General features: G+C 47.3%; 25 protein-coding genes. 6 read left to right on the forward strand and 19 right to left on the reverse strand.

Translation table 11 applies throughout. The features are described 5' to 3' along the window. Window positions 1-151 precede the first annotated feature (151 nt). Entirely contained in the window at window positions 152-1,855 is a 1,704-nt protein-coding gene (locus tag ACKPBX_RS03210; RefSeq protein ID WP_319995974.1) for an ABC transporter ATP-binding protein, read from the reverse strand. Between the two features lie 99 nt (window positions 1,856-1,954). Beyond that, window positions 1,955-2,869, reverse strand: a complete 915-nt coding sequence (gene murB, locus ACKPBX_RS03215; RefSeq protein WP_086627171.1) for a UDP-N-acetylmuramate dehydrogenase — start codon at window positions 2,867-2,869, stop codon at window positions 1,955-1,957. A 336-nt stretch (window positions 2,870-3,205) separates the two neighbouring features. Here murB and ACKPBX_RS03220 point away from each other — a divergent pair, with 336 nt between their 5' ends. From ACKPBX_RS03220 to ACKPBX_RS03230, 3 genes are read left to right on the forward strand one after another with little or no spacing between them, the layout of a single operon-like run. Beyond that, window positions 3,206-3,454: a hypothetical protein gene (locus ACKPBX_RS03220; protein WP_086627168.1), complete on the forward strand. Its 249-nt coding sequence runs from the start codon at window positions 3,206-3,208 to the stop codon at window positions 3,452-3,454. A gap of 20 nt (window positions 3,455-3,474) precedes the next feature. Next, window positions 3,475-4,242, forward strand: coding sequence for an exodeoxyribonuclease III (locus ACKPBX_RS03225; protein ID WP_319996399.1), 768 nt, complete (start codon window positions 3,475-3,477; stop codon window positions 4,240-4,242). Window positions 4,243-4,274: 32 nt separating this feature from the next. Further along, window positions 4,275-5,051, forward strand: coding sequence for an SDR family oxidoreductase (locus tag ACKPBX_RS03230; protein ID WP_086627166.1), 777 nt, complete (start codon window positions 4,275-4,277; stop codon window positions 5,049-5,051). A gap of 135 nt (window positions 5,052-5,186) precedes the next feature. Here ACKPBX_RS03230 and ACKPBX_RS03235 read toward each other — a convergent pair whose 3' ends face one another. From ACKPBX_RS03235 to pta, 6 genes are all read right to left on the reverse strand, one after another. Beyond that, on the reverse strand, window positions 5,187-5,831 hold the full coding sequence (locus ACKPBX_RS03235; RefSeq protein WP_086627164.1) for a dienelactone hydrolase family protein: 645 nt from the start codon (window positions 5,829-5,831) through the stop codon (window positions 5,187-5,189). Next, the gene (locus ACKPBX_RS03240; RefSeq protein WP_119093397.1) at window positions 5,824-6,477 is read right to left on the reverse strand and encodes a phosphoribosyltransferase; all 654 of its coding nucleotides are present in this window, start codon (window positions 6,475-6,477) and stop codon (window positions 5,824-5,826) included. The genes ACKPBX_RS03235 and ACKPBX_RS03240 overlap by 8 nt, the downstream gene beginning before the upstream one ends. A 158-nt stretch (window positions 6,478-6,635) precedes the next feature. Continuing rightward, the gene (locus tag ACKPBX_RS03245; RefSeq protein ID WP_119093396.1) at window positions 6,636-7,604 is read right to left on the reverse strand and encodes a metal ABC transporter substrate-binding protein; all 969 of its coding nucleotides are present in this window, start codon (window positions 7,602-7,604) and stop codon (window positions 6,636-6,638) included. Between the two features lie 649 nt (window positions 7,605-8,253). Beyond that, entirely contained in the window at window positions 8,254-8,784 is a 531-nt protein-coding gene (locus tag ACKPBX_RS03250) for a GNAT family N-acetyltransferase (RefSeq protein WP_086627158.1), read from the reverse strand. Between the two features lies 1 nt (window position 8,785). Then, the gene (tsaE, locus tag ACKPBX_RS03255; protein WP_086627156.1) at window positions 8,786-9,268 is read right to left on the reverse strand and encodes a tRNA (adenosine(37)-N6)-threonylcarbamoyltransferase complex ATPase subunit type 1 TsaE; all 483 of its coding nucleotides are present in this window, start codon (window positions 9,266-9,268) and stop codon (window positions 8,786-8,788) included. 153 nt (window positions 9,269-9,421) lie between these two features. Continuing rightward, entirely contained in the window at window positions 9,422-10,396 is a 975-nt protein-coding gene (gene pta / locus ACKPBX_RS03260; protein ID WP_086627154.1) for a phosphate acetyltransferase, read from the reverse strand. A 224-nt stretch (window positions 10,397-10,620) separates the two neighbouring features. Here pta and ACKPBX_RS03265 point away from each other — a divergent pair, with 224 nt between their 5' ends. Beyond that, the gene (locus ACKPBX_RS03265) at window positions 10,621-11,106 is read left to right on the forward strand and encodes a glutathione peroxidase (protein ID WP_086627152.1); all 486 of its coding nucleotides are present in this window, start codon (window positions 10,621-10,623) and stop codon (window positions 11,104-11,106) included. Window positions 11,107-11,168: 62 nt separating this feature from the next. On the opposite strand, the gene ACKPBX_RS03270 is transcribed toward ACKPBX_RS03265, so the two are convergent. Then, complete coding sequence (locus ACKPBX_RS03270; RefSeq protein ID WP_319995975.1) at window positions 11,169-12,668, reverse strand: gluconokinase; 1,500 nt, start codon at window positions 12,666-12,668, stop codon at window positions 11,169-11,171. 203 nt (window positions 12,669-12,871) lie between these two features. On the opposite strand from ACKPBX_RS03270, the gene ACKPBX_RS03275 reads away from it, so the two are divergent. After that, window positions 12,872-13,648, forward strand: a complete 777-nt coding sequence (locus tag ACKPBX_RS03275; RefSeq protein WP_086627148.1) for a PHP domain-containing protein — start codon at window positions 12,872-12,874, stop codon at window positions 13,646-13,648. A gap of 42 nt (window positions 13,649-13,690) precedes the next feature. Next, complete coding sequence (locus ACKPBX_RS03280; RefSeq protein ID WP_319995976.1) at window positions 13,691-14,782, forward strand: chromate transporter; 1,092 nt, start codon at window positions 13,691-13,693, stop codon at window positions 14,780-14,782. A gap of 59 nt (window positions 14,783-14,841) precedes the next feature. Here the strand turns inward: ACKPBX_RS03280 and ACKPBX_RS03285 are convergent, their stop codons facing one another. From ACKPBX_RS03285 to ACKPBX_RS03330, 10 genes are all read right to left on the reverse strand, one after another. Next, complete coding sequence (locus ACKPBX_RS03285; protein ID WP_119093392.1) at window positions 14,842-15,858, reverse strand: ABC transporter ATP-binding protein; 1,017 nt, start codon at window positions 15,856-15,858, stop codon at window positions 14,842-14,844. A 54-nt stretch (window positions 15,859-15,912) separates the two neighbouring features. Continuing rightward, window positions 15,913-16,710 (reverse strand): ABC transporter permease, encoded by a 798-nt coding sequence (locus tag ACKPBX_RS03290; protein WP_086627145.1) that lies wholly within the window; start codon window positions 16,708-16,710, stop codon window positions 15,913-15,915. 3 nt (window positions 16,711-16,713) lie between these two features. Continuing rightward, window positions 16,714-17,559, reverse strand: a complete 846-nt coding sequence (locus ACKPBX_RS03295; protein ID WP_319995977.1) for an ABC transporter permease — start codon at window positions 17,557-17,559, stop codon at window positions 16,714-16,716. Beyond that, window positions 17,546-18,334 (reverse strand): alkaline phosphatase family protein, encoded by a 789-nt coding sequence (locus ACKPBX_RS03300; RefSeq protein WP_407702584.1) that lies wholly within the window; start codon window positions 18,332-18,334, stop codon window positions 17,546-17,548. The genes ACKPBX_RS03295 and ACKPBX_RS03300 overlap by 14 nt, the downstream gene beginning before the upstream one ends. A 75-nt stretch (window positions 18,335-18,409) precedes the next feature. Further along, window positions 18,410-19,522 carry an ABC transporter substrate-binding protein gene (locus ACKPBX_RS03305; RefSeq protein WP_119093388.1) on the reverse strand — a complete coding sequence of 371 codons (1,113 nt, stop codon included), beginning with the start codon at window positions 19,520-19,522 and terminating at the stop codon, window positions 18,410-18,412. Window positions 19,523-19,912: 390 nt separating this feature from the next. Then, complete coding sequence (gene nrdF / locus ACKPBX_RS03310; protein ID WP_086627137.1) at window positions 19,913-20,878, reverse strand: class 1b ribonucleoside-diphosphate reductase subunit beta; 966 nt, start codon at window positions 20,876-20,878, stop codon at window positions 19,913-19,915. A 67-nt stretch (window positions 20,879-20,945) separates the two neighbouring features. Next, window positions 20,946-23,123, reverse strand: coding sequence for a class 1b ribonucleoside-diphosphate reductase subunit alpha (gene nrdE / locus ACKPBX_RS03315; RefSeq protein ID WP_319995978.1), 2,178 nt, complete (start codon window positions 23,121-23,123; stop codon window positions 20,946-20,948). Next, on the reverse strand, window positions 23,116-23,481 hold the full coding sequence (gene nrdI, locus ACKPBX_RS03320) for a class Ib ribonucleoside-diphosphate reductase assembly flavoprotein NrdI (RefSeq protein ID WP_119093386.1): 366 nt from the start codon (window positions 23,479-23,481) through the stop codon (window positions 23,116-23,118). Before nrdI ends, nrdE begins: the two co-directional genes overlap by 8 nt. A 241-nt stretch (window positions 23,482-23,722) precedes the next feature. Continuing rightward, complete coding sequence (locus ACKPBX_RS03325; RefSeq protein WP_319995979.1) at window positions 23,723-24,433, reverse strand: alpha/beta fold hydrolase; 711 nt, start codon at window positions 24,431-24,433, stop codon at window positions 23,723-23,725. A gap of 23 nt (window positions 24,434-24,456) precedes the next feature. Then, window positions 24,457-25,134 (reverse strand): uracil-DNA glycosylase, encoded by a 678-nt coding sequence (locus ACKPBX_RS03330; RefSeq protein ID WP_319995980.1) that lies wholly within the window; start codon window positions 25,132-25,134, stop codon window positions 24,457-24,459. Window positions 25,135-25,216 lie beyond the last annotated feature (82 nt).

A 25,216-nucleotide genomic window follows, 5' to 3' on the forward strand; every position in this document is an offset into this window, starting at 1 on the left:
TTGCGGATAGGCAATCGGATATTCACTCATCACTATTATGTTAGCACAAAACACTATTATTATATAAGAAGTAGCATCATTTTCAGCAAAAATACGAACAAAAAACGCCAGAAATGATCATTCCGGCGTTTGGAGCTTAAAGGGATTATCATCAGAATAGCCGCGCTGCCCGATCGTAATAGACGAATTTTTCCGTAAAGGAATACGGATCCGTCATTCCGATCTGATTAGCGAAGGTGAACAAGGTGGTCTCTTTCAATGAGGCGATCTGGATCAGCCTAGGATTGATGAGGACAAAAGCGGAACTCGTATCGGCCACGATCTTCCCTTTGGCCATGACGACCGCTCTGCGGGTGTATTCCAGCATCAGGTGCATGTCATGCGTTACGATCACGACGGTCACACCGTTCTGGTGGATCCGCTGGAGGAAATGCATGATGTCCTTATAATGGCTGAAATCCTGCCCGGCTGCCGGCTCATCCAAGATGATCAACTCTGGATCAAGTGCCAATACGGCTGCAATCGACACCCGTTTCAATTGGCCGAAGCTCAGCATTGATAACGGCAAGTCTTTGATGTACTGCAGTCCACAAACTTTCGCAACTTCATCGACTTTCCTTTGGATCTCATCATCCGGCAAGTTGCGCTGTTTCAGTTTTAAGGCAATCTCTTCATACACGGTTTCCTGTGACAGGCTGTCTTTCGGGTTCTGCGGGACGTAGCCGACAAAGTTTTCCGCTTCATCCGCATCGATGTCGCTGACTTCATGGCCTTTCCAGTAGATATGGCCACTCTGCGGTTTTTCCTCTCCGGTCATCAAACGGGAAAGCGTCGATTTGCCGGCGCCGTTCGCACCGACCAAGCTGATCATTTCTCCTTTGTAGATGCGGAGAAAGGCACCGTCGACGATGTCCTTGTCGTTCCAAGGGTATTTGAACGATAAGCCATCCAGTTCCAGAAGCACTTCATCATAATCGGGATACCTGAATTGCGGCAGATAATTCAGCCAACTCTCCATCTGTTCCTTTAATTGCGGCCCGTTCACTTTCTTGGCGTTCGCCAGTTCCCGGACATTGTCCAGATCGACTCCGGCATAGCGCATGGCCGTGATGTAAAGCGGTTCCCGGATGCCGATATCGCTCAAAATTTCGGTGCGGAGTATCTCCTCCGGCGTCGCATCGGCGATGATCCGCCCGCCGGAAAACAGCAGGATACGATCAATCGGTTGCGCCAATACATCTTCCAACCTATGTTCGATGATGAGGACGGTCGTGTCGCTGACGCGATGCAGATCATCGATGAATTTCATGGCCAAATCCCCGGAACTCGGGTCCAGATTCGCCAATGGCTCATCGAATAGAATCACTGGCTTGCCATCCAAGGAGATGCCGGCCATCGTGATGTCACCCAACTGCTGTTCCGACAATTTCATGAAACTGCGCTTCAGATAAGGGCGTTTCTTCAAAAAATCATGCCAATTGTCCATTTTTTTCACATCATCCGCTGTACGGAACGGGACGTGTTGCTTCACTCCAAATTTTCCCATCTGATCCGCGTGGGGAATCAGACTGTTCTTGACCAGTTTCATTTCATTCGGAAGAAAATCTTCAAAGGGGGCAACCGTTTGATTGATCTGATGGTGAAAGAGGATGTTTCCGCTTGCATCGCCGTTCTCTTCACTCGGCAATACGCCAGTGAGGCAGCGGGCAAAGGTCGTTTTCCCGGAGCCGCTAGGGCCGAGCACAAGTATTTTTTCTCCTTCGTAGATGGTGACATTCAGTTCTTCCAACGTCGGTTCCTTTTGATCTGAATAGGTGAAACTAAAGTTCTGAAAAGATATCAGTGGTCTTCGCATGGGCAGTCCTCCTTCATTATATATTCAAAAAAATAATAAAAAAATAATTAAGTGCTATTCAAAAAAGAGCTGAATGTTCACACCCAGCCTTCTTTTCACCTATACGCTTCCCACTGTATCTTCTCCGATGATCCGGACTTCCGTTTCCAATGGAACACCATAATGTTCCATTATGACTTCTTTGATATGTGCAATCAGTTCAATGTAATCGGTCGCTGTGGCACTATTGATGTTCACGATAAAGCCTGCATGCTTCATCGACACCTGTGCCCCGCCCCAAATCAAACCTTGCAGACCCGCTTCTTGGATCAATTTGCCTGTGAAATACCCGGTCGGCCGTTTGAAGACGCTGCCGCATGAAGGATATTCCAATGGTTGTTTTGATTCACGCAAAGCCGTCAAGTCATCCATTCGGGCTTTGATTGTTTCCTGCTTGCCTTTTTCCAGATGGAAGACGACTTCCAGAACAATTTCATTCGTTTCCTGCAGCTTGCTGTGGCGATAGGAAAACTCAAGTTCATTCTTCTCGTAATTTTTGATTTTGCCTTCGCGTGTGATCACCACTACGGATTCGATGACTTCTTCGACTTCACCGTCATAAGCTCCGGCATTCATGTAGACCGCTCCGCCGACGCTGCCGGGAATACCGCATGCGAATTCCAAGCCGCTCAACCGCTCAGCCAAGGCCATCCGCGAAGCATCGATCAAGCGTGCGCCGCTCTGGACGATCAACCTATGGCGCTTCACTTCCATGTGGTTCATTTCCGTCAAGATCATGACGATACCGCGGATGCCGCCATCCTTAATGATGACATTGCTGGAATTTCCCAATACCGTCAAAGGTATTTGCTTTTCATTCACCCAGGCGACGATTGCCGCAACTTCATCTTTTGTTTTCGGAAAGACCAGCGCATCCGCCGGGCCACCTGTTTTTGTATATGTATAATGTGATAATTTTTCGTTCTCTTTAACGATCGTTTCAGGAAACTGTTGTTTTATTTCCGTCCCCAACATGCATTTCACCCACTAATTTTATTTATGTAGTCCATTCTAACATCACTTGATGCCGATTTGTATCAAATAAGTAAGCGGCAGCAATTAATTATATTTTTTTAATCATTAACTAATCAAAATTTAACCAAAAGCGTTTCCGCACCTGTTCATGCTATTTTAACACAAGTTTATGAAAAAATTTACAATTTAATCAATTTGCAAGAGCTTTGTTACATATCTGTCTGCCGGAAAGAATCCTTCTTCATTTTTTGGACACGCATTCCGGCCCTCTTCCTTGTGATTCGCTCGCTCCAGTATGGTAAAATATTACAGATAACAGAAAAAGGAGGCTGCTCTATGCAACCGAAACAAACCAGAAACGGCATCACATTCACACTCTTATCCATCCTATATCCGCTTTACCTCTTCACTACCAAAGATCCTGGTTCCGTATCCACTACCTCGTTGATATTGGCGCTGTTTTTACCGATTGTTGGAACGATCTTTGCCCTGAACATCCCAGAGCCGAAAATGAAGTGGACATTGGCCGCCATCAATCTGATCCTCTTCATACTGTTCCTTTACTATACAATCGCGTTGCGTTAAGGAAGGTGGGCAAAATGGATTTGAAATTTGTCTCATGGAACGTCAACGGCTTGCGGGCCATCGTAAACAAGAATTTTGCGGATATTTTTGCGGACTTCGATGCCGATTTTTTCTGTCTGCAGGAGACGAAATTGCAGGAAGGCCAGATCGAGCTTGCTTTCCCTGGGTATGAATCCTACTGGAATTACGCGGAACGCAAAGGTTATTCCGGCACGGCTATTTTCACGAAGCACACCCCGCTTTCGGTTCGGCTGGGCATCGGCGCTGCCGAACATGATTTGGAAGGACGCGTCATCACCTTGGAATACGCTGAATTCTTTCTGGTCAACGTCTACACCCCTAATTCACAGGAACAACTGAAACGGTTGGACTACCGGATGGATTGGGAGACGGACTTTTTGGCTTATCTGAAAGCTCTGGAATCAGAAAAACCGGTTGTCGTCTGCGGCGACCTCAACGTTGCCCACGAGAACATCGACTTGAAGAATTGGAAAACAAACCGCAAGAACGCGGGCTTTTCGGACGAGGAACGCGCCAAGTTCAGCGAAGTGGTCGCCAACGGGTTCATCGATACTTTCCGCTACTTCCATCCGGATGCGGAAGGCAGATATTCCTGGTGGAGCTACCGCTTCAACGCCCGCAAAAACAATGCAGGTTGGCGGATCGACTATTTCCTTGTATCGGATGCTTTGAAGGATTCCTTGGTTGACGCGGATATCCATGAAAATATCTTCGGCAGCGATCATTGTCCGGTCTCGCTTAAACTTTCGTTGCAGAACGCGGGATAGTCGAAACATAAATCATTCAGGAGGAATAGAAGATGGATTATCAAAATCGTTTGGTTGTGGTGACTGGCGGAGCGAACGGCATCGGCCGGGCCACTGTGGAATCTTTTTTGTCATCGGGTGCCGCTGTCGCATTCGTGGATACGGATAAGGAAGCAGGGGATAAAATCGTTTCACGCTTTGAAGCGAACGACGTGTATTTTCATCACGGGGACATCGCGGAGGAAACTACCCTGCATGCTTTTGCGGAAGCTGTCAAGCAACGCTTCGGCAAAGTTGATTATCTGGTGAACAACGCCTGCATCAGCAAAAAAGGCATCCTGTCGGAGTGTTCGTATCAGGACTTCAATTATGTCCTGGCTTTGGGCGTCACGGCTCCGTACCAGTTGACAAGTTTATTTTTGCCGGTGTTCACAGCTGACGCTTCAGTCGTGAACATCGCATCAAGCCGCGGTTTCATGTCGCAAAAGGATACCGAAAGCTACTCAGCAGCTAAAGGCGGCATCCTTTCACTGACGCACGCCCTCAGCATTTCATTGGCCGGGAAAGCCCGCGTCAATTCCATCAGCCCTGGTTGGATCGACACGGGTTCTTTCCATAAAGATGAGAATTACCAGCCTGACTACGAACCCGCTGACCTCTTGCAGCATCCTGTCGGACGTGTTGGTGTGCCTGATGACATCGTACAGACGATCCGTTTCCTCTGTAGCGACGCAGCCGGCTTCATCACCGGGCAGAATTTCACCGTCGACGGCGGGATGTCCAAACTGATGATTTACCACAATGACCACGGCTGGACCTACAATCCTTAATCCAAGTGATCGATACCTTCGGGAGCAAGGCACAACACTCCCGACGTTTCACCTAAAAAAATAAGCAGGATACCTTCACATTGAAAGGCATCCTGCTTATTTTTGTTATCCGGTTTGAAATTAGTCTGGCTGGTCTTATTTCCCCGGAAGCTGCTTCACGAACCATTGCGCAGCCAACTCGGCGACTTGTTCCAGTGTGCCGGCTTCTTCGAACAGATGGGTGGCTCCCGGGATGATGCTCATTTCCTTCTCGCAGTTCAGCAACGCGTAGGCCTGCTCATTCAGTTCGATCACGCCATCATCATAGCCGCCCACCAACAACAGCGTCGGGGCTGTGACCTTAGCCAAATATGCTTTCGCCAAGTCCGGACGCCCTCCCCTTGATACGATGGCCTTTATTTCATCGCCTAACGCAGCTGCCGATTGCAAAGCAGCTGCCGCTCCGGTGCTCGATCCGAAATACCCGATCGGTAACCGTTTTGTTTCATCCTGTTGCTTCAGCCAGTTTTCCGCAAGTGTCAACCGTTGGGTCAACAAATCGATGTCAAAACGCTTGTCGGTCCACTCGCTTTCATCTTCCGTCAACAGATCCAGCAACAAAGTGGACAGTCCATGCGCCCTCAGTACACTAGCCACGTATTTGTTGCGCACACTATGTCGGCTGCTGCCGCTGCCATGGGCAAAAATGACAAGCCCTTTCGGATCTCTGTGCAGGGCCAAATCACCATTCAATGTGACGCCAGCACCGGTTATCTTAACTGCCTTTTCTGGATCACTCATCTGCCTTCTCCTCCCTCACGTTCATGCTTCGGAGCAGTGAGACGACCTCTGCGTCGTCGAGCTGATCAAAACGGACATAATAGGCACCTACAGCGCCGAGGTAGTCATCCGTCCGCTCCAAGGCAACGACTGCATCCACCATTTGGTCCATCTTTTTCGCGGTATCCTCCGGCGTGACCGGGATTGCCACGATGATGCGTTTCGGATTCCGCTTTTTGAGGGCCGCAATCGAGGCGAACATCGTGAAGCCGGTCGCGATGCCGTCGTCCACGATGATGGCCGTTTTGCCTTCCAAGGACTGGATGTTCGCAGCGCCGACATACGTTTCCCTGCGCCTTTTGATTTCCTGGCGAAGCCGCTTCAGCTCCCATTCCAGCCAATTTTGGTCCAACACCCCATGCTCTCCCGGATTGAAGATTGGGTCCGCATCCTCTGTGATGGCCCCAATGGCATATTCAGGATTGAACGGGTGTCCGATTTTTTTCGTGATAAGCAAATCCAGCGGTGCCGCCAATTTTTTGGCGATTTCAACCCCCAAAGGAACCCCGCCTCGCGGCAAAGCAAATACGACGATATCTTCTCCGCGGTACTTTTCCAAGGCTTCAGCCAGCAGGATGCCGGCCTCTTTCCGATCGTTAAATAACATATCTTTTCCTCCTTGTCCGACAATACCTTCTCATTGACTGAAACAAGTGCATGTTGTTCGACTGTTTTCCGACTTTCACTGCAAGTTTTTTCTGCATTCTTTTCTCAACCAAATCATAGCACGCAAATGTCACAAGGAGGAGCAATAACACTTCCGAATCATTTGATGCTTTGCTTCAATGCCTCAAGATTATCAAGCATGACCGAAATATAATCCGAACCACTTTCCTGGTCCTCTTCGGTGATCCCTTCGAGAGGACTCAACACCGCTAATTCCACTCCAACCTCTTCCGAAAGCGTCTCCGCAGTCTGTGAAGAAGCATTGTTCTCAAAATAAATGTGCGAAATATTGTTGGCTTTCACGTAATCGGAAAGTGTGGCCAAAGCTGCCGCGCTCGGTTCAACCTCGGCATTCAGACCCGTCACGGAAATCTGATTAAGATCATAACGGGCCGCCAAATAAGCGAAAGCAGCATGCTGTGTTACGAAAGTACGGTTTTCCGCTCCCTCAAAAGCAGCACGGTAGGCTTCGTCCAATTCGTTCAGTTGTCCGATATACGTTTCGGCATTCTTCAGATAATTTTCAGCATGATCTGCATCTGCTTCTGCCAACCCTTCCGCGATCGTCGTAACCTCCGTCTGCGCCAGCACAGGGTCCAACCAAACGTGCGGATCGACAGTATGGGTATGTCCGGTCTCCGACTCTTCTACGTCGGATTCGTGCTCATGCGCATGCGCCTCACCTTCGTACTCCAATAAGGTGATTGCTTCGCTTGCACAGATGACCACCATATCTGATGTGTCGATGGATGCCAGCACATCCGGTACCCACGTCTCCATCTCAGGACTATTGTAGATGAAAACATCCGCGTCCTGTATTTCAGCGATCATCTGGCTCGATGGCTCAAAGGAATGGACCTCCATTCCGGCTTCCAAAAGCATGCTCACGTCGGCATCGTCCTGCGCGACCTGTTTCGTAAAATCGTACATCGGATAAAAGGTCGTGACAACCTGCAGCTTGTCCGACTCCGTATTTTCTGTTGTGCTCCCTACTGCTCCGCAACCAGCTAACAGTGCTGCTGTCCCCAATAGCGACAATGCCCACTTCGTACACTTTTTTTTATTCATTTGTTTTTCCCTCCGCCTTCTCTTTATGGACTATCCGAAATCGGATAATGATTTCTCATTACAAATCGTAACGATTACGTTTTAAAGAATAACGTAAAGATTGAACTGATGCAAGTCATTTGTGTGCAATAATTTATTTCTTCATATATGCAAATTTTTATTCCCTTTACAACGCAAAAAAGGAAGTGCTCCAAAAATCGGAACACTTCCTCCTAAATCAGTAGGCTCATCCTCGCTTCATTGATTGTTCAATCTTAATGATCTACGAACTTTTCAATACTAGTTATGCTTGTCTTTCAGGCAAGTCATGTAAGCTTTCGCTTCTAGCTGCTTGAATGAAATCTACTGTTTATTAATCTTAGAATGGTTCAAGTTTTCATGTCTTAGAAATGCATCTAGAACACAAATTCCGAACCATCTAAGACTTTGCATTAACAGCTTAACTGAAAAGCTGTTAACCGGAAAATCTTTTTGAAGGATTTTCCTGAAAGAGCAGCATACTCTTCTGTGTTTCTTTGTTTAACTTAGTATGTTTCTCTTTGTATAGTTATAATAACATGTAAGCGCTAACACGTCAAGTAGGAAATGCCGATTTCAACAAAAAAAATTTAAACTTTTTTTGCCTAAAACGTCATTCCGTCCCTGTACGCTAATCGATCATCAGACTCATCAATACGCCATCGATAAATTCCCCATCGATCAGCATGGCACGCGGCATCACCGCTTCTTGCTGATAACCCATTTTCTCATAGAGATGGATGGCCCGTTCGTTTTCTCCATGTACTGTCAACTCCAAGCGGCGGATCACGCCGCTCTCGATTGCCCATGTTTCGATTTCTTCCATCAGAACCGAGCCGATTCCGAATCCCCAATAATCCTTCTCGACGGTGATACCGACTTCTCCTACATGCCTAAGCTTCGGTTTATCTGTGGCCCCGACGGACGCCAACCCTATCAATTGTTTGTTGTTTATCGTCGCAATCAGCATCACATTGTTGTCTTTCTCCATCAAATCTTCCAGATATAATTCTTCGAAGGCTTCGGACAATTCCAAACCTTCAGCCCCATATGCCAAATAAGGCGTTTCGGCGCCGGTTTTTCTGCTGAAAGCAATGATGTCCTTCGCATCGGCCGGGATGGCTTCCCGGATCATGATTTCGACTTTCTCTCTTTTGCGCATGCTATTGTCCTTCTTTCATGAGTATTCCCTGTAGTGTTTCGACTAAAGTGGCATAACGTTCGCCGGTCGGCAGAAAAGTGATTTCCCGGTTTTCATAAAATTCCCCAGTAGGAACCAAGCGGATTGTCAAATATGCATCCGGCAATTCTTCTTCGATGAACTTTGCCCATTCGATTACGGAAACGCCATTCCCGTAGAGATATTCTTCGAAGCCCAGTTCATCCCCGCCGACATCCTCCAAACGATAGACGTCCATATGGTACAGCGGCAACCTGCCCTTTGTGTACTCTCTGATCAAAGTATACGTGGGGCTTTTTATGACCGTGTCAATGCCCAGACCCTTTGCCAATCCTTTTGTAAAGGTGGTTTTACCTGCACCTAAATTTCCTTCAAGGAGGATGACATCTTTCGGTTCCAATAGTTGCGCCAATTGCGCGGCTATCTCCATCGTTTCTTCTTCATTCTTTGCTAGTAAGGTGAACATTCTGAATCTGCTCCCATCTTCACCGATTTATTTGATTCCATTCCTTATTATAGGAATATTCACTCCGGAATGCACCTTTTTTCTGCGGATGCATCATTTTCAAGCACAACAAAAAATGGAAAACCGGGTTGATCCAGGCTTTCCATTATTTCATTAATCAAGTAATGTTTGGTTTGCTGTGATGATGGCTGTTTTGTAGACATCTTCTTCGTTACATCCGCGCGACAAATCGGAAATCGGTTTGTTCAAGCCTTGCAAGATTGGGCCTACCGCTTCGAACCCGCCGAAACGTTGTGCGATCTTGTAGCCGATGTTTCCTGATTGGATTTCAGGGAAAATGAATACTTTAGCTTGACCAGCTACAGTTGAGCCAGGAGCTTTTTGTTTAGCGACAATTTCAGAAAAGGCAGCATCGAATTGCAATTCGCCGTCGATGTTGTATTGGGGCGCCAATTCTTTAGCGATTCTTGTAGCTTCCACGACTTTGTCGACTTCCGGTGATGCTGCTGAGCCTTTTGTTGAGAAGCTCATCAAAGCAACGTTTGGTTGGATTTCGAACATTTCAGCCGTTTTAGCACTTTCCACTGCGATTTCAGCAAGTTCTTGTGCATTTGGATTGATGTTGATTGCGCAGTCAGCGAACAGGAATCTTTCAGTACCACGGAGCATGATGAAAGCACCACTTGTGCGGCTTACGCCTGGTTTTGTTTTGATGATTTGAAGCGCCGGACGGACAGTATCACCTGTAGAGTGAACAGCACCGCTCACTAGACCATCGGCTAAGCCCATGTGTACCATCATTGTTCCGAAATAATTCTCATCCAACAACAATTTTCTAGCTTGTTCTTCAGTGACTTTACCGTTACGGCGAGCGACGAAAGATGCAACCATTTCATCGAGTTCAGCATAATCAGCTGGGTCGATGATTTGGATGCCGCTTAGTCTGAAACCGCGGCCTTTTGCAGCTTCTTTGACTGCATCCACATTTCCGATAACGATTGGTTCAACTAAATCTTCCGCTTTAAGACGAACGACTGCCCCTAAAATTCTTGGTTCTAAGCCTTCCGGGAAAACGATTTTTATTTTTTTTCCTACGATTTTTTGGCTTAAGCCTTCAAACATGTCCAAAAAAAATCCCTCCAGATTCGATTTATAATACTCAACTATCATACAGCAAACGAGAATAAAAAAACAGTCATTTTTGGAAATTACTGTTACAATTCCATCATTTCTCATCAAACTGTCATATCTGCTTCAATTTTTGCCGGGGCTTTTCTTTTGCAATCCTTTACATTGTTGTTTATACTATGTTTTAACACTTGCAAGTAGCATAACCAAAGGAGACCTTCGATATGTCCATTTATGAATATTCAGCTACTAAAACAGATCAGTCATCTGTACCATTGGAACAGTACAAAGGAAAAGTCATCTGCATCGTCAATACAGCTTCGAAGTGCGGTTTGGTGGGCCAATTGGATGAACTGGAGGAACTTTACGAAAAATACAAAGACAAGGATTTCATCGTTCTTGGATTTCCGTCTAACCAGTTCAATAACCAAGAACCATTGAACGGTGCCGAGGCTGCTGAATTCTGCCGACTCAGTTACGGTGTCACTTTCCCGATTTTCGATAAGATTGAAGTGAATGGAGACAATGCGGATCCGCTCTACAAATATTTGGTCGAACAGACAGGCGGCGGCGCCATCAAGTGGAATTTCACAAAATTCCTGATCGGCCGCGACGGCGAAATCATCAAACGTTTTGCCCCGATCACCACGCCAAAGAAAATGACAAAACTGATTGAAAGCGCCTTAGAGCAACCAGTCACGAATGATTGAACAAAAAAGACATAGCCACTGAGTAAAAATTCAGTGGCTATGTCCTTTTTATTCGTTCAATTTCATTTGTCTGTATAGAACGCCTGCAATAGCTGACTCATTTCCTGGTAACGCGGGAACATCGCTGCATAGACAGATTTGCTGTCTTCATCCGGTTGATGTTCGATCGAGGCACCCATCATTTTCTCTGCGTCATCCACGGATTCCACCAAGCCCAAGCTCTTCAGTGTGATCAAAGCGGCACCCGTACAGGAACTTTCAAAAGTTTCCGGGAATTCAATCGGCATGCCGATGATATCGGTCAAAATTTGGCGCCAGACCTGCGAGCGCGAAAAGCCTCCGCTGGCCATGATTTTTGTTGGCTCCCCGTTCATCGGGATGACTGCCGCGAGCACATCCTTCAGATTCAGACAGATTCCTTCCAATACGGAGCGCAAAAAGTGCTCTTTCGTATGCAGCATGTTGATACCGCTGAAATTGCCTCTGGCGTCCGCATTCCATAAAGGCGCCCGCTCTCCATTCAGATAGGGATGAAAAACCAATCCATCGGCTCCCGGTGCGACGTTTGTGATCATCTCCATCGCTTTATCGTAGAGATCTTCATCAGCAATGTTCGCCGGCAAAAATTGTTTGATGGCCCAATCAAAGATGTTTCCGCCATTGTTGACGGCGCCACCATTCACATAATGGTTTTCATCCAGGATATAACTGAACGTACGTCCTTCCGGGCTTAGATAAGGTTTGTCGCTCGTCATCCGGACCGCACCACTCGTACCGATTGTGATTGTCGCCGTACCAGCGCGAATCGCTCCCATACCGAGGTTGGCTAAGCAGCCGTCATTCCCACCAACAATAAAAGGTGTGTCCGCAGCCAGACCCAGCAACTCCGCAACTTCTTCCGAGAGTCCGCTCAGCTGATGGCCAGGACTTACCGGCAACGGCAGCATTTGACTCGTGATGCCACAGAATTCCAGAATTTCCTCATCCCAGCGGAATTCCCTGATGTTGAACAAGCCGGTAGCTGATGCAACGGAAAAGTCCACAACGAATTCACCGAACAGACGCCAAAGAATATATCCCTTGATGCCGATGAACCAGCGCGCTGCTTGGAAAAGCTCGGGATTCTCCGCCCTCAACCAGAGAATTTTGTTCAATGGGGACATAGGATGCAAAGGTGTGCCCGTCTTTTCATAAAAACGCTGACCCACCTCGGAATGTTTCAGCATGCTTGCATATTTTTTAGAACGATTATCGGCCCAGGTAATGCTCCTCGTCAAAGGAATTCCTTCCGCATCCATGAGGATCAGGCTGTGCATCGCGCTCGAAAAGCCTATACCGGCAATATCCGTCGGACCCAGTTCCGCTTTCTCTATGACTGCTTTTATCGTTTTCAATACGGCAGAAAAGATTTCGTCCAAGTCTTGTTCCGCCATTTCGGGATTCTCTTTAATCAATGGATAATGCGCATACGCTGATTCGTAAGCAGAGCCATCCGTTTCGTACAGTACGGCTTTTGTGCTTGTGGTACCGACATCCACTCCCATGACATATCGTGCTGCCAAATTAATAACCACCAATCCAAAAAAATTTAACTTATTTTCACGACCCTAACCATTATAGCAAAATTCCACAAGCATGGGTGCAAATTTTTTGATAATGTTTGATATTCTGCCTTCGATCGTTTACATTTTTTTAACGCAATCTTTTCTGGATATCCATAGCTGTCTGCTATACTGATGACATCTATACACAAGGGGGAACGATTTTGGGATACTATGATCAACATATGCACACGCATTTTTCGCCCGATTCTGCTGAATCATTTGAAAATTATCTCGAGCAAACTGACGGGCTGCTCGTCACTACCGAGCACCTGGATTTTCATGATGCCTACAACGGCGGTGTGGACACCGTCTTGGATTATGCCGCCTACAGCGAAAAAATAGACGCATTGAACGCGATCCATGATGGACGCATCCGTCGGGGCATCGAAGTCGGCTACACGCCGGAATCCCACGCGCGGATTATGTCCTATCTGGAAGGCAAAACGTTCGATGTCATCCTGCTGAGCGTTCACCAAAACGGGCGCTATGATTACCTGCAGCCGATCATCGATGAGATGGATCCCAAAGCGGTCATGCAGGAATATTTCCAGCTCTGTACGGAAGCTGTACGGCAAGTCGATGGCGCAAACATCTTCGCGCACTTTGATTACGGGATCCGTCGACTGCCAGTCACGGTAGAAGACCTTCGGGAATTCGAGCCTTTGCTGAAGGGGCTGCTCAATGCAATCATGGCGAAAAAAATGGCGCTTGAATTGAACACGCGCAGCATGTATGAATACAACAATGCAGACTTGTACCGCTATATGATCGGTCTTTATCTGGAAATGGGCGGATCCAGCTTCAGTCTCGGTTCAGATGCGCACAGCATCCAAAAGTACCGTTACCATTTCGACGATGCCATCGCCTTGTTGCACGAGTTGGGTGTGACCGAATTGACCCTTTTCAAAAATAAGATGGCATATACCGAAAAAATCTGATCCGCTTTCGAGCAGAATTTTTTTATTCAATGGAGGGATTCCGTGACTTATTCTAAAGAAATCTACAAGGAAATCTGCCTTGTTTTTGCCAAGCTGGGGCTGTTTGCCTTCGGAGGCCCGGCCGCGCACATCGCCATGATGGAGGATGAATTGGTGACGAAGCGCAAATGGCTCACCAAATCGGATTTCATGGATCTGCTCGGATTCACGAATCTGATCCCCGGTCCAAATTCAACGGAGTTGGCTATTGCTTTGGGCTATAAACGTGGTGGAAAGCTTGGGCTTTTCTTGGCGGGCGTCTGCTTCATCTTCCCTGCCATGGCGATTGTGTTACTGCTGTCCATGTTCTATAAAGCGTACGGCGAAGTGCCGCTCATCGAAGCGATTTTCACCGGCATCAAACCGGTCATCCTTGCAGTCATCATCCAGGCCCTTTTCCGTTTGGGCCAGACGACCATCAAGGACACCAAATCGCTGTTTTTGTTCTTGGCGGCCTATCTGCTGTCGCTGATGGGCGTCGGCGAAATCACGATCCTGATTCTGACCGGATTAACGATGCTGCTGATTCAGCAGTCAGCCAAATGGCGGTCGCGTCATCTGGCGATCGAACCTATGTCGCTGACGCTGTTATTCCTGACTTTCTTGAAGATCGGCTCGGTCCTTTACGGGAGCGGTTATGTTCTGTTGGCTTTTCTGCAGGCTGAATTCATCGACCGCTATGCGGCGCTGACCAGCACCCAGTTGCTGGATGCTGTCGCAATCGGCCAGTTCACGCCTGGCCCGGTCTTCACGACGGCAACTTTCGTGGGCTATCTGATCCAAGGAGTCCCGGGTGCCTTATTGGCGACTGTCGGCATCTTCTTGCCTTCCTTCCTGCTGATTCTTTTGTTGCACCCGTTGTTCAACAAACTGCGTTCATCCAAAATCTTCGCCGGTATTTTGGACGGAATCACGGTCGCTTCGCTGGCGTTGATGGCAGCTGTATCCTGGCAATTGGGGACAGCGACCTTCGTTTCGTGGTTCAGCGTCCTCATCTTCACATTCAGTTTCATCGGCCTTATCAGATTCAAAGTGAACTCCTCCTATCTGATCATCATGGGCGGATTCATCGGGTGGTTAGTTACAATGTTATGAATGCAGAACCCACACAAAAAGACCCTCTCCACTGCCTTTCGGCTGTGGGGAGGGTCTTTTCAAAATTCCAGAATATTTCGCTTTTCTACTTTCAGAAAGACCTGATCGCCTTTATCAAGCAGATTGAAGGTACGGTACAGATGATCCGCGCGCAAAGCGACACCTTGATCCGTTTCGATCACATAGGACAGGATATTCCCGCTGATCGTTTCATCGACCACTTTCCCTTTGAAATACAGGTGTTCTTCCGTCTCTGGCTGAGGCTCTTTGAAGTACTCGATGGCCTCCGGACGGATAGCGATTTGACTTGCCTGCGTTTTTCGCTGGGTCAATTTCTTAAAATCCGTGTTGTCCAACAGATTGTAATTGCCGATGAACGAAGCCACGAAATGCGTTTTAGGATGCGTATATATTTCGGTTGGTGTACCCGACTGCTCGATTTTTCCGGAAGCCATGACATGAATCACATCCGACATCAGCATCGCTTCATCCTGATCATGCGTGACAAAGATTGTCGTGATATGCAAAGCCTTCTGGATACGGCGGATCTGCTTTTGGAGATTCTTCCGCAACAAGGCATCAATAGCAGACAGAGGCTCATCCAACAACAACACTTTTGGCTCGGTCACGATGGCGCGTGCCAGGGCAACCCGTTGTTTTTGCCCGCCGGACAATTGCGCAGGATAATGGTTCTCTTTCCCCGATAGGTCAACGAGCTCGATGATGCTGGCAACTTTTTCTTTGATCAGATTCGGATTCATTTTCTGCATCTTCAAGCCGAATGCGATGTTCTCCGCTACATTCATGTTGGGGAACAACGAGTATTGTTGAAAAACCATCCCTATGTTCCGTTTTCCCGGCGGCAAATCCGTCACATCCTGGCCGTTTATGTGAATGCTTCCCCCGTCAATGCTTTCAAAACCGGCAAGCGAACGCAACAAAGTTGATTTTCCGCAACCGGATGGGCCCAACAACGTGACCAAATCGCCTTCATTCACCTGCAGATTAAGATCTTTCAACACTAAATTTTCACCGTCGTATGATTTTCTGATGTTTCTGAATTCTATGTATGCCATTGTGTCTCCTCTATACTTTACGAAAAATATGAATCACTTACTCGCTATTTACATTCATTTTGCTTTTTTGAGCTCTTTCGATCCCAGATAACCCGACAAGTTCGTCAAAATCAGCATGATGCAGAAGATGACCACGGAAATTGCGCTAGCCGCATGCCCCGACACACTTCTGGTTTTATCAAGGAAAATACTGGTCGTTTCATAATAACTGCCCGCAATGATATTCACCAAGACGAAATCGCTGAACAGAATGCCTATCGAGAGCAGAATCGTCGCAACCAAACCTTTCAATACGCTGGGTACGATGATCCGGAAAAAGGCATAGAGCTTACTGGCACCCAACGTTTCCGCAGCCTCCAAAATCGGCATGACCTCCAGTGTGGTCAAAGCGTTTTTGATGCCTTGGTACATGTATGGCAAAATGACGATTCCATAGGCACAACTCAACAAAAAAATGCGGTTCGACAAAAAAGTGCTGGAAGAGGCGTACAGCGAAATGATTGAGACCGCAAGTATGACGCCTTGAATGCCGTAGGGGATTTTTGACAACAGGTCCAAATATTTATCGCCTTTCGGATAATGGATCTGCACGACATACATCGCCAACAAAAGGAGCAGCAACAGCACAAGCGTCGGTATGATCGCAATCAGTAAAGACCTGCCTATCGCGCCTGCCATCCCACCTGAACCCGCAAAAATACCGCTATAGAATTCAAAAGTGAACCCTTCCGGGATAATATTGCTCAAATCCCTGAACAAAGAATTCAGCAGCGTCACAAACAGCGGCAGCAGCAAAATCACGGAAAGGATAACGATGATGAATGAAGAAAAGGCATTGCTTCGTTTCTTCATTTTTTACACACCCTTTCTGAATTTCTTTAATAGGCTGTTGCTTAAGACTGTCATCGTGCTCATCAATACAAGCATCACGATCGACAAGGCACTTCCCAATTCCACCTGTTGGACAATATCACCCGTGAACATGGATGAAATCCGGATCGGCAATAAGGCAAAATTATTCCCGAGCAGGGCATACGGTGTCGCATAGGCTGCAAGCGCATTTGAAAAGAGAACGGAAAAGGTTCCGAAAATGCTGGGCAACACCAATGGGAGACCGATTTTTGACCAGAATTGCCAAGTCGTCGCATTCATCAGACTTGCCGCTTCCTTGTACTCTGTCTTGATGCCGTCAAATGAAGGATAGAGCAATAACGTAGCCAATGGAATCTGGAAGTAGATGAAGGTGATCAGGATCCCCGATGTAGTATACAAATCGTAGTCATTCAAACCAGCCAGGCTCCATCTTTCCCCCAATGTTGTCAGGATCCCTGAATTCCCCAGCAACAGAATGAAGGCAAAAGCCAACACGATGCCTTGGAAGTTTGATGTCATATTCAATGTCGTGATGTAGAACTTTTTTATTCTGTCGCCCGCAGCATGGATGGCATAGGCGCCCAAGAGTGCAATCGCAATCCCGATGAGTGCGGAAAGCACGGAAACGAATAAGCTGTTCTTGATAGACATCAAGTAGTAATCACTCGTAAAAATGGTCGTAAAATTACTAAGCGTAATGCCGCCTGTTCCGGGTTCCAGAAAACTGTTGATGAGGATATTGGCTAAAGGCATCAATTCGAACAAAAGGATCAACAGCGCGAACGGCAACAGTAATATGAGGTACTTACGTTTTTCATTCTGAAACATCGCCTGAACCTCGTTTCATAATGATTCCCTGAACCGCCTGCATGCGATCCCCTGCCGGAATGCCCAGCAACTTGCACAAAAATGGCGCTATTTCAAGCTGCGGCACAATGGCTCCTTCTTTGCGGAAGTCCTTGATGATCACTTTGTCCGAAAACAAATAAAGCGGAACAAGGCGATCTTCATTCGAGATGCCATTATGGGTATGATAGTCATTCATCCCATGATCGGAAGTGACCACGATTTGATAGCCTTCGCTCATCCATCTCCAGATGTACTGGGAAAGTTCAGCATCAACTCGGACGGCCGCCTGCACATACTCTTTGCTGTCGGCACCGAATTTATGGCCGGCATCATCGATGTTCATCGAATGGATCAGCGTATAATCCGTAGCCTTCTTCCTGATCAAGTAATCGCCATCCGCAATCAGGTGACTGTCCGGGTAATGATCTTCATGATAAAAAATGCCCTGTTCGATGAGGGAATTCGTGTCCAACTGGATTCGATCCTCCATCACTTGAAATGGCGCATTATTGTAGAGCTCGCTCACCCAGTAGTAACTGGCCGCACCGGTCTTGAACCCATTTTCCTTTGCAATCTCAAAAACACTACGTTCTTTGGAACGACGGACTGTGCGATTCGAGGTGATGCCATTTTCTGCAGTTGGCACTCCCGTCTGCAAAACCTCATACAAAGGCCTTGATTGGGCAGGCATCTCTGATTTGACTGTATAAGCCGCCATTATTCCTTTTTCCACCAGATGCTCCAAGAAGCCCATATGGTTATGGGCTGTCTTGGCATTCAATCCGTCCAACACTATAAAAATTACTTTATCCACTGTATTCAACCTCAATTATTTTACTTTCGTCAGTACTTCTTCTTGCCATCTTTGACCCAGACCGGCTGCCGCCTCTTCCCATGCATCAAAATCAGAGACCGGTTGCGCCTTCACGTATTGCTCTTCCGGAAGCAAGATATCCTGCACCTCTTGCGGCAATTCAACATTATCGCGGATAGGACGCGCATAGCCTTTAGCCAAGTTGATCTGGCCTTCATCAGAAAGGATATATTCACGGGCTAACGCTGCCGCATGCGGATTAGGCGCCGTCGCGTTGATGACTGTTGCATATCCGCTTTGGATCGTTCCATCCAGCGGAATAGTCACTTCAAAACTGGCATTCGGGTTCGTTTCTGCAACTTGATTCGCATAATTCAGTGCGTTAAAGTCCCAGAACAAGCCAACTTCGATTTCGCCTGATTCCAAACGGGCCAACGAAGTGTCGCCCAAGTCCAATCTGCCTTGTTCAGCCAGCTGTGCGAAGAAAGCAATACCCGGATCCAAGTTAGTTTCATCCCCACCATTTGCGATGGCTGCAGCCAATACCGCATTTTGTGCTTGGGTAGCGGCATTTACGTCACCAATCGTGACTTTATAATCGCCTTCCAGAATATCGGCAAAGCTGGTTGGGGCATCCGTTACTTTTTCAGAATTGGTGATGAAAGCCAATGTTCCGTAATATCCGACGATCCAATCGCCATCATCATCCTTGGCCCACTCCGGGATATCATCCCAATAGGATGTTTTATAAGACAATGTCAAACCATCCGCTTCAGCAACGGGTCCGAATGATTGGCCGACATCGCCGATATCTTTCGTTGGGTTGTTCTGTTCTGCTTTGAATAAAGCCAATTCTTCAGCTGAACTCATGTCCGTATCTGCATGCGTCAAGCTATAAGTCGTTTCGAGTTCTTCCCAAGTCTCTCCCCAGTTCGCCCATGTATCCGGCATCCCTACCGATTCCACATGGCCCTCTTCTTTGGCTTGCGTTTCAATTTCACTCAAAGACAATGCGTTCAGATCGACTTCCGCCTCAGCAGTCGTCGCCGCCTCTGTTCCGCACGCACTCAAAACTAGCATACTGCTCAATGCCAAACCTGCAAACAATCTTTTGTTGGACAATCTCATTTTATTCTCTCCTTATTTGTGAACAATGGTTTCATTGTTTTTCATTACGTATTTGACTACAAATAAATACTAACAGATGGTTGTAAATATCCTTTGAATTCGCTGTTAACCTTTTGTAAACAGCAATGAAACCATGGGGCTGCTGCATTCCTTTCGAAAAAATTGGATAGCACTAGCTTTTATTCATTCAGACGCAATCACGAGTCAAAACATGAATAACGCAAATTAATTCATGGTTTCAGATCCAATCACAGGTCAAAACATGAATAACACAAAGTTATCCATGGTTCCGGAACCTGCCTCAGTAAACAACACTAAAATTGTCGAGGCACAAATCCAAAAAAGCAAGGAGAGCAGCGAATCGATCCGCTGCTCTCCTTGCTTTTTGTATTAGTTAATCCATTTGACGTAATCTTCGTCTTCCATCGCCTCGACGGCTCCCAAAAGGTAGCCGTTGCCGACTTGCGAGAAGAAGTCGTGGTTGCTGGTTCCGGTCGAGATACCGTTCATGACGATTGGATTCACATCGTCTGCAGTATCCGGGAACAAGGGATCGAAGCCCAGATTCTGTAGCGCTTTGTTTGCGTTGTAGCGGATGAACACTTTGACGCGCTCCGTCCAGCCCAGCTCATCGTAGATGTATTGTGTGTATTTCACTTCATTGTTGTACAGTTCATACGTCAGCATATAGACCCAATTCTTCATTTCTTCCTGTTCCGCTTCGGACAGTTGGTTAAATGCGATCTGAAATTTGTAGCCGATGTAGGTTCCGTGGACCGATTCGTCGCGCAGGATCAGTTTGATGATCTCCGCCACGTTCGGCAATTTGTTGTTGCCGAGATACCAAAGCGGTGCATAGAACCCCGAATAGAAAAGAAAGGACTCCAGCAGCACGCTGGCGGCTTTCTTTTCCAGCTGATTGCCGGTCTTGTAGATGTCGTTGATCAGACTGGCTTTGCGCTGGATGAATTCGTTGCTGTTGGTCCAGTTGAAGATGTCCTCGATTTCAGCCTTCGTGTTCAAGGTACTGAAGATCGATGAGTAGCTTTTCGCGTGCACCGATTCCATGAACTGGATATTGTTCAATACCGCTTCCTCGTGTTGTGTGCGCATATCTTCCTTCATGGCGGCGATGCCGTCCTGCGATTGCAAGGTGTCCAGAAGCGTCAATCCGCCGAACACTTTCCCCAACATATCCTGCTCGGGTTTGCTGAGGGTGCGCCAGTCGTCCAAGTCATTGGACAACGGGATCCGCGTATCCAACCAAAATTGTTCCGTCAGTTTTTCCCATGTCAACTTGTCCAGCATGTCTTCGATACTGTTCCAGTTGATTGCTATATAAGGCTTGTTTGCCATCCTTCATTCCTCCGTTAGACTTTCCGATTATTGCATAAGAGTAATCAAATACAGTTGCGCTGCATCATCAGATTGTGCATGATTCGCAAGCGTTCGCTCCGATTTCGTCGTTGTTTTCCGTAAATGTACGCACATAATAAATCGATTTTGCGCCTTTTCTCCATGCGTAGTTGCGCAGGATGTTCAGATCGCGTGTCGTCATTTTGTTTGTGCGCCCTTCTTTCCATTCGTACATGCCTTCCGGCAATTCAGAGCGCATGAACAATGTCAGGCTCATGCCCTGGTCGATATGTTTTTGGGCAGCGACATAGATGTCGATGACACGGCGCATATCGATATCATAGGCTGAACGATAATAAGGCATCGTTTCGTTGGAAAGCTGCGGAGCCGGATAATAAGTCTTGCCGGTTTTCTTCTCTTGCCGCTCTTCGATCAGACGCGTGATCGGGTGCAGGCTCGCACTTGTTTCATTTACGTAACTGATCGAACCGGTCGGCGCAATCGCCAAACGGTTTTGGTGGTACAAGCCGGATTCACGGACTGCCTGCTTCAACTGCAACCAGTCTTCCTTCGTAGGGACTTTGATGCCCTCAAAAATATGTTTCACTTTTTCGGATTGGAAGACGACATCGGAATCGGTATAGGCATCAAAATATTCGCCCGTATAATAGCTGGATTTATTGAAATTGACGAATGCTTCTCCGCGTTCCTTGGCGATTTTGTTGCTGGCTGCCAACGTGTAATAATTCAAAAGCATAAAGTAGATGTCCGTGAATTCGATGGATTCCGGCGAACCGTAATGCATCTGATTGGTCGCGAACATCGTGTGCAGACCCATGCCGCCCAAACCGATTGTATGCGCTTGATCGTTCCCGTTTTTGATTGTAGGGACCGCATCGATGCTGGAATGGTCGGTTACGTAAGTCAAGGCACGGACCATCGTTTCGACCGATTTCCCGAAATCAGGCGATTTCATCAGGTTCGGGATGTTCGTGGAACCCAAGTTGCAGCTGATGTCCGTCCCGAGCACTTCATATTCCTGCTTATCATTCAGCAAGGAAGGTTGTTGCACCTGCAGAATTTCCGAGCACAGATTGCTCATGACGATCGTTCCGTCCACCGGATTGGTGCGGTTGGCCGTATCGATGTTGATGATGTACGGATAGCCGGATTCCTGCTGCAGTTTGCTGATTTCGTTCTCAAGGTCACGGGCACGGATCTTGGATTTGGAGATTTCCGGATTATTAACCAAATTTTCGTATTCCGCGGTGATATCGACATAGGAGAACGGTTTGCCGTAGATGCGTTCCACATCATAAGGGCTGAACAGATACATCTGATCGTCCTTCGCCGCCAACTCATAAAATTTGTCCGGAATGACCAGACCCAGAGACAAGGTTTTCACGCGGATCTTTTCATCGGCATTCTCTTTTTTCGTGGATAGGAAAGCGACGATGTCCGGATGGAATACGTTCAAATACACCGCACCGGCTCCATTGCGTTGGCCCAGCTGATTGGAATAACTGAAGCTATCTTCGAGAAGCTTCATGATCGGCACGACGCCGCTCGACGCGTTCTCGATTTTCTTGATCGGATCCCCGGCTGCCCGGACGTTCGACAGGTTCACGCCGACGCCTCCGCCGATGCGGGACAACTGCAGAGCACTGTTGATCGTGCGGCCGATGCTGTTCATGTCATCCGTCGTTTGGATCAGGAAGCACGACACCAATTCCCCGCGGCGTTTTCTGCCTGCATTCAAAAAGGTAGGCGTCGCCGGTTGGTAGCGCTGATGGATCATCTCTTCCGCCAAGTCTACAGCCAATTGCTGGTCCCCGTCAGCCAAAAAGAGTGCATTGAAGACGATCCGGTCTTCGTAACGCTCCAAATAACGCTTGCCGTCGTTCGTCTTCAGTGCGTACTGGGTATAGAACTTGTAGGCCGCCATGAACGATTTGAAACGGAATTTCTTGTTGTACGTATCCTGCATCAATTTCTTGATGAACTCAAGTGGATATTTCTCCAGGAATTCTTTTTCGATGTAATCCTGTTCGATCAAATAATTCAATTTTTCATCCAACGTATAGAAGAAAACCGTGTTCGGATTCACATGCTCCAGGAAATAAGCCCGTACGGCTTCCTTATCCTTATGCAAAGGGATGGCATTATCAATCGGACGATTGATTTCGTTGTTCAATTTATAATAGGTTACATCATCTGTTTTGGTTACTAATTTTGGACTATCCAAGTTCCGTCACCTTCTCTTTCAAAATCTGAATGTCTTTCTCGTTTCCTTGAAACTCAAACAAGTGCAGCAGCGGGACACCATAATCGCGGGACAAGTCTTTTGCGGTAAAACCGAAAAGCTTGCCAAAATTCAGGTTCCCGCCACCTGCTACGCCTTTGAAGTAAGATCGGTTCCGATCGGTCTCGATGAAATCGACCAGAATATCCGTCACCTCTTTATCGTAGGTCGGGGCCACGATGATGAACGGTTCCTCAATCTTCCGGAATGCGTTATCGGCCGTCAATTCCATCGTTTCCAGGCCCAGTTTGTTTACGAATTTCCTCGTTTGGCCTGTCAACGACATAAACACTACCTTCATTTTGCATCACCTTTTCCCAGCTGTTATTCACCCATTATACGGTTGATAAGATGGAATTACAACAAAAAGACACAACATGTAGTGTGCGCGCCTAGAATCCACACAACATATCGTGCCTTTGTTTATATTTTCACTTTATCCGTTCAGAAGTCGCGCGGCAGCGAATGACTGCCACCGGCGACATTTCAGAATTTCATTCTAACATAATTTCCCAGGAGCACCTCCTGATACGCTCCGGAAATCACAAGCTTTTATAGAATTTTTTTGCAAGACGTTCCAGCACTTTTGGATCATCCACGAAAAAGCCATGGCTTCCCCCGGGCACGATATATTTTTGCGATCCGGAAATCAATCGATGCATCGCCTCGGTTTGGTCGTCGCGGATCAGATCAAACTCCCCCGCCAGCAGCATGGTTGGCGCTTGGATGCTGCGCAAAGCTTCAGCAGAAAGATCCAATTCCTCCAGCATAAGATTGTGGATGCAGAGGCGCTGGATCTTGTCCGGATCGGTATCCGGCAAAGCCAGCAGCTCTTCGTATCGTTCCAGTGTTTCTTCATTGCAGGCATCTGTCAGGCCGTCCGCTTCGTAATTCGCCCCCATCGCAATCAAAGAAGCAATTCGCTCCGGATAGTGCGCAGCTAAATACAAACCAAGATTGCCTCCATCGCTGAATCCGAGCACGTGGACCCTTTGAATCCGCTCCTTTTCGAGCAATGCGAGGATGTCCTCTGCGATCTGCTTGAAGGTCAACCGCTCCACTCCCAGATCTGATCTGCCATGTCCTCGCGTATCAAGCGCATAGACCGTGAAGTGTTTCTTAAAAAAGGGAAACTGCTTCGCGAAAATGTCCGAACTTTCACCGTTTCCGTGCAACATGAGCAATGCATCGCCGGTACCGCCTACCTGGTAGTAGAGTTTTCCTTTTCTGGTCTTCAATGACTTCCCTTTCATACGGCAATGCCCCTTCCTTCTATTTATTCTGGCAAACGCCAGTCGATCGGTTCCATACCGAACGATTTGAGTGCTTCATTTGTTTTGGAAAAAGGCTTCGATCCGAAGAAGCCTCTATAGGAAGATAATGGACTAGGATGGGGTGAGGTGATCACGACATGTTTTGTTGTGTCGATGAACACTTTTTTGGCTATCGATGCATTTCCCCAGAGGATGAACACGACCGGTTCTTCCCGCTCATTCAGCGCTCTGATGACGGCATCGGTCAATAATTCCCAGCCTTTTCCGCGATGCGAATTCGCTTCTCCGCTTCGGACAGTCAGTACCGTGTTCAGCAAGAAAACGCCTTGCTTCGCCCAAGATGTCAAGTCCCCGTGTTTCGCAATCGGAATACCGAGATCATCCTGCAGTTCCTTGTAGATGTTGACCAAGGAAGGCGGCAACTTGACCCCTTTCTGGACTGAAAAACTCAACCCGTGCGCTTGATTCGGGCCATGATAAGGGTCCTGCCCCAGGATGACCACTTTCACCTTGTTGTACGGTGTCAATTCGAAAGCTTCCCAGATATGATTCATTCCGGGATAAACCGTCTCATTCAGATATTCTTCCTTCAGAAACGCCCGCAATTGCTGGTAATACGGCGCTTCAAACTCCTGTTCCAACTTTTCTTGCCATTCATTATGGATAATCGCTTTAGCCATCTTTTTCACATCACTATCTATCAAATTTTTCATTTCCAGTTGCGACTATCTTAACATAATGTGCGTAGCTTTTTCAGTCCAT

This window comes from Trichococcus shcherbakoviae, assembly GCF_963666195.1.
Classification (GTDB): Bacteria; Bacillota; Bacilli; order Lactobacillales; family Aerococcaceae; genus Trichococcus; species Trichococcus shcherbakoviae.

Excerpts from the sequence above, each read along its gene's own strand:
- ACKPBX_RS03240 (WP_119093397.1), bottom strand. The coding sequence starts at position 6,477 with ATGTTATTTAACGATCGGAAAGAGGCCGGCATCCTGCTGGCTGAAGCC.
- ACKPBX_RS03235 (WP_086627164.1), bottom strand. The coding sequence starts at position 5,831 with ATGAGTGATCCAGAAAAGGCAGTTAAGATAACCGGTGCTGGCGTCACA.
- nrdI (WP_119093386.1), bottom strand. The coding sequence starts at position 23,481 with ATGAAGGTAGTGTTTATGTCGTTGACAGGCCAAACGAGGAAATTCGTA.
- tsaE (WP_086627156.1), bottom strand. The coding sequence starts at position 9,268 with ATGTTCACCTTACTAGCAAAGAATGAAGAAGAAACGATGGAGATAGCC.
- ACKPBX_RS03210 (WP_319995974.1), bottom strand. The coding sequence starts at position 1,855 with ATGCGAAGACCACTGATATCTTTTCAGAACTTTAGTTTCACCTATTCA.
- ACKPBX_RS03325 (WP_319995979.1), bottom strand. The coding sequence starts at position 24,433 with ATGAAAGGGAAGTCATTGAAGACCAGAAAAGGAAAACTCTACTACCAG.
- ACKPBX_RS03265 (WP_086627152.1), top strand. The coding sequence starts at position 10,621 with ATGTCCATTTATGAATATTCAGCTACTAAAACAGATCAGTCATCTGTA.
- ACKPBX_RS03220 (WP_086627168.1), top strand. The coding sequence starts at position 3,206 with ATGCAACCGAAACAAACCAGAAACGGCATCACATTCACACTCTTATCC.
- ACKPBX_RS03250 (WP_086627158.1), bottom strand. The coding sequence starts at position 8,784 with ATGCGCAAAAGAGAGAAAGTCGAAATCATGATCCGGGAAGCCATCCCG.
- ACKPBX_RS03230 (WP_086627166.1), top strand. The coding sequence starts at position 4,275 with ATGGATTATCAAAATCGTTTGGTTGTGGTGACTGGCGGAGCGAACGGC.
- nrdF (WP_086627137.1), bottom strand. The coding sequence starts at position 20,878 with ATGGCAAACAAGCCTTATATAGCAATCAACTGGAACAGTATCGAAGAC.
- ACKPBX_RS03245 (WP_119093396.1), bottom strand. The coding sequence starts at position 7,604 with ATGAATAAAAAAAAGTGTACGAAGTGGGCATTGTCGCTATTGGGGACA.
- ACKPBX_RS03305 (WP_119093388.1), bottom strand. The coding sequence starts at position 19,522 with ATGAGATTGTCCAACAAAAGATTGTTTGCAGGTTTGGCATTGAGCAGT.
- ACKPBX_RS03290 (WP_086627145.1), bottom strand. The coding sequence starts at position 16,710 with ATGAAGAAACGAAGCAATGCCTTTTCTTCATTCATCATCGTTATCCTT.
- ACKPBX_RS03295 (WP_319995977.1), bottom strand. The coding sequence starts at position 17,559 with ATGTTTCAGAATGAAAAACGTAAGTACCTCATATTACTGTTGCCGTTC.
- ACKPBX_RS03285 (WP_119093392.1), bottom strand. The coding sequence starts at position 15,858 with ATGGCATACATAGAATTCAGAAACATCAGAAAATCATACGACGGTGAA.
- murB (WP_086627171.1), bottom strand. The coding sequence starts at position 2,869 with ATGTTGGGGACGGAAATAAAACAACAGTTTCCTGAAACGATCGTTAAA.
- ACKPBX_RS03330 (WP_319995980.1), bottom strand. The coding sequence starts at position 25,134 with ATGGCTAAAGCGATTATCCATAATGAATGGCAAGAAAAGTTGGAACAG.
- ACKPBX_RS03300 (WP_407702584.1), bottom strand. The coding sequence starts at position 18,334 with ATGGGCTTCTTGGAGCATCTGGTGGAAAAAGGAATAATGGCGGCTTAT.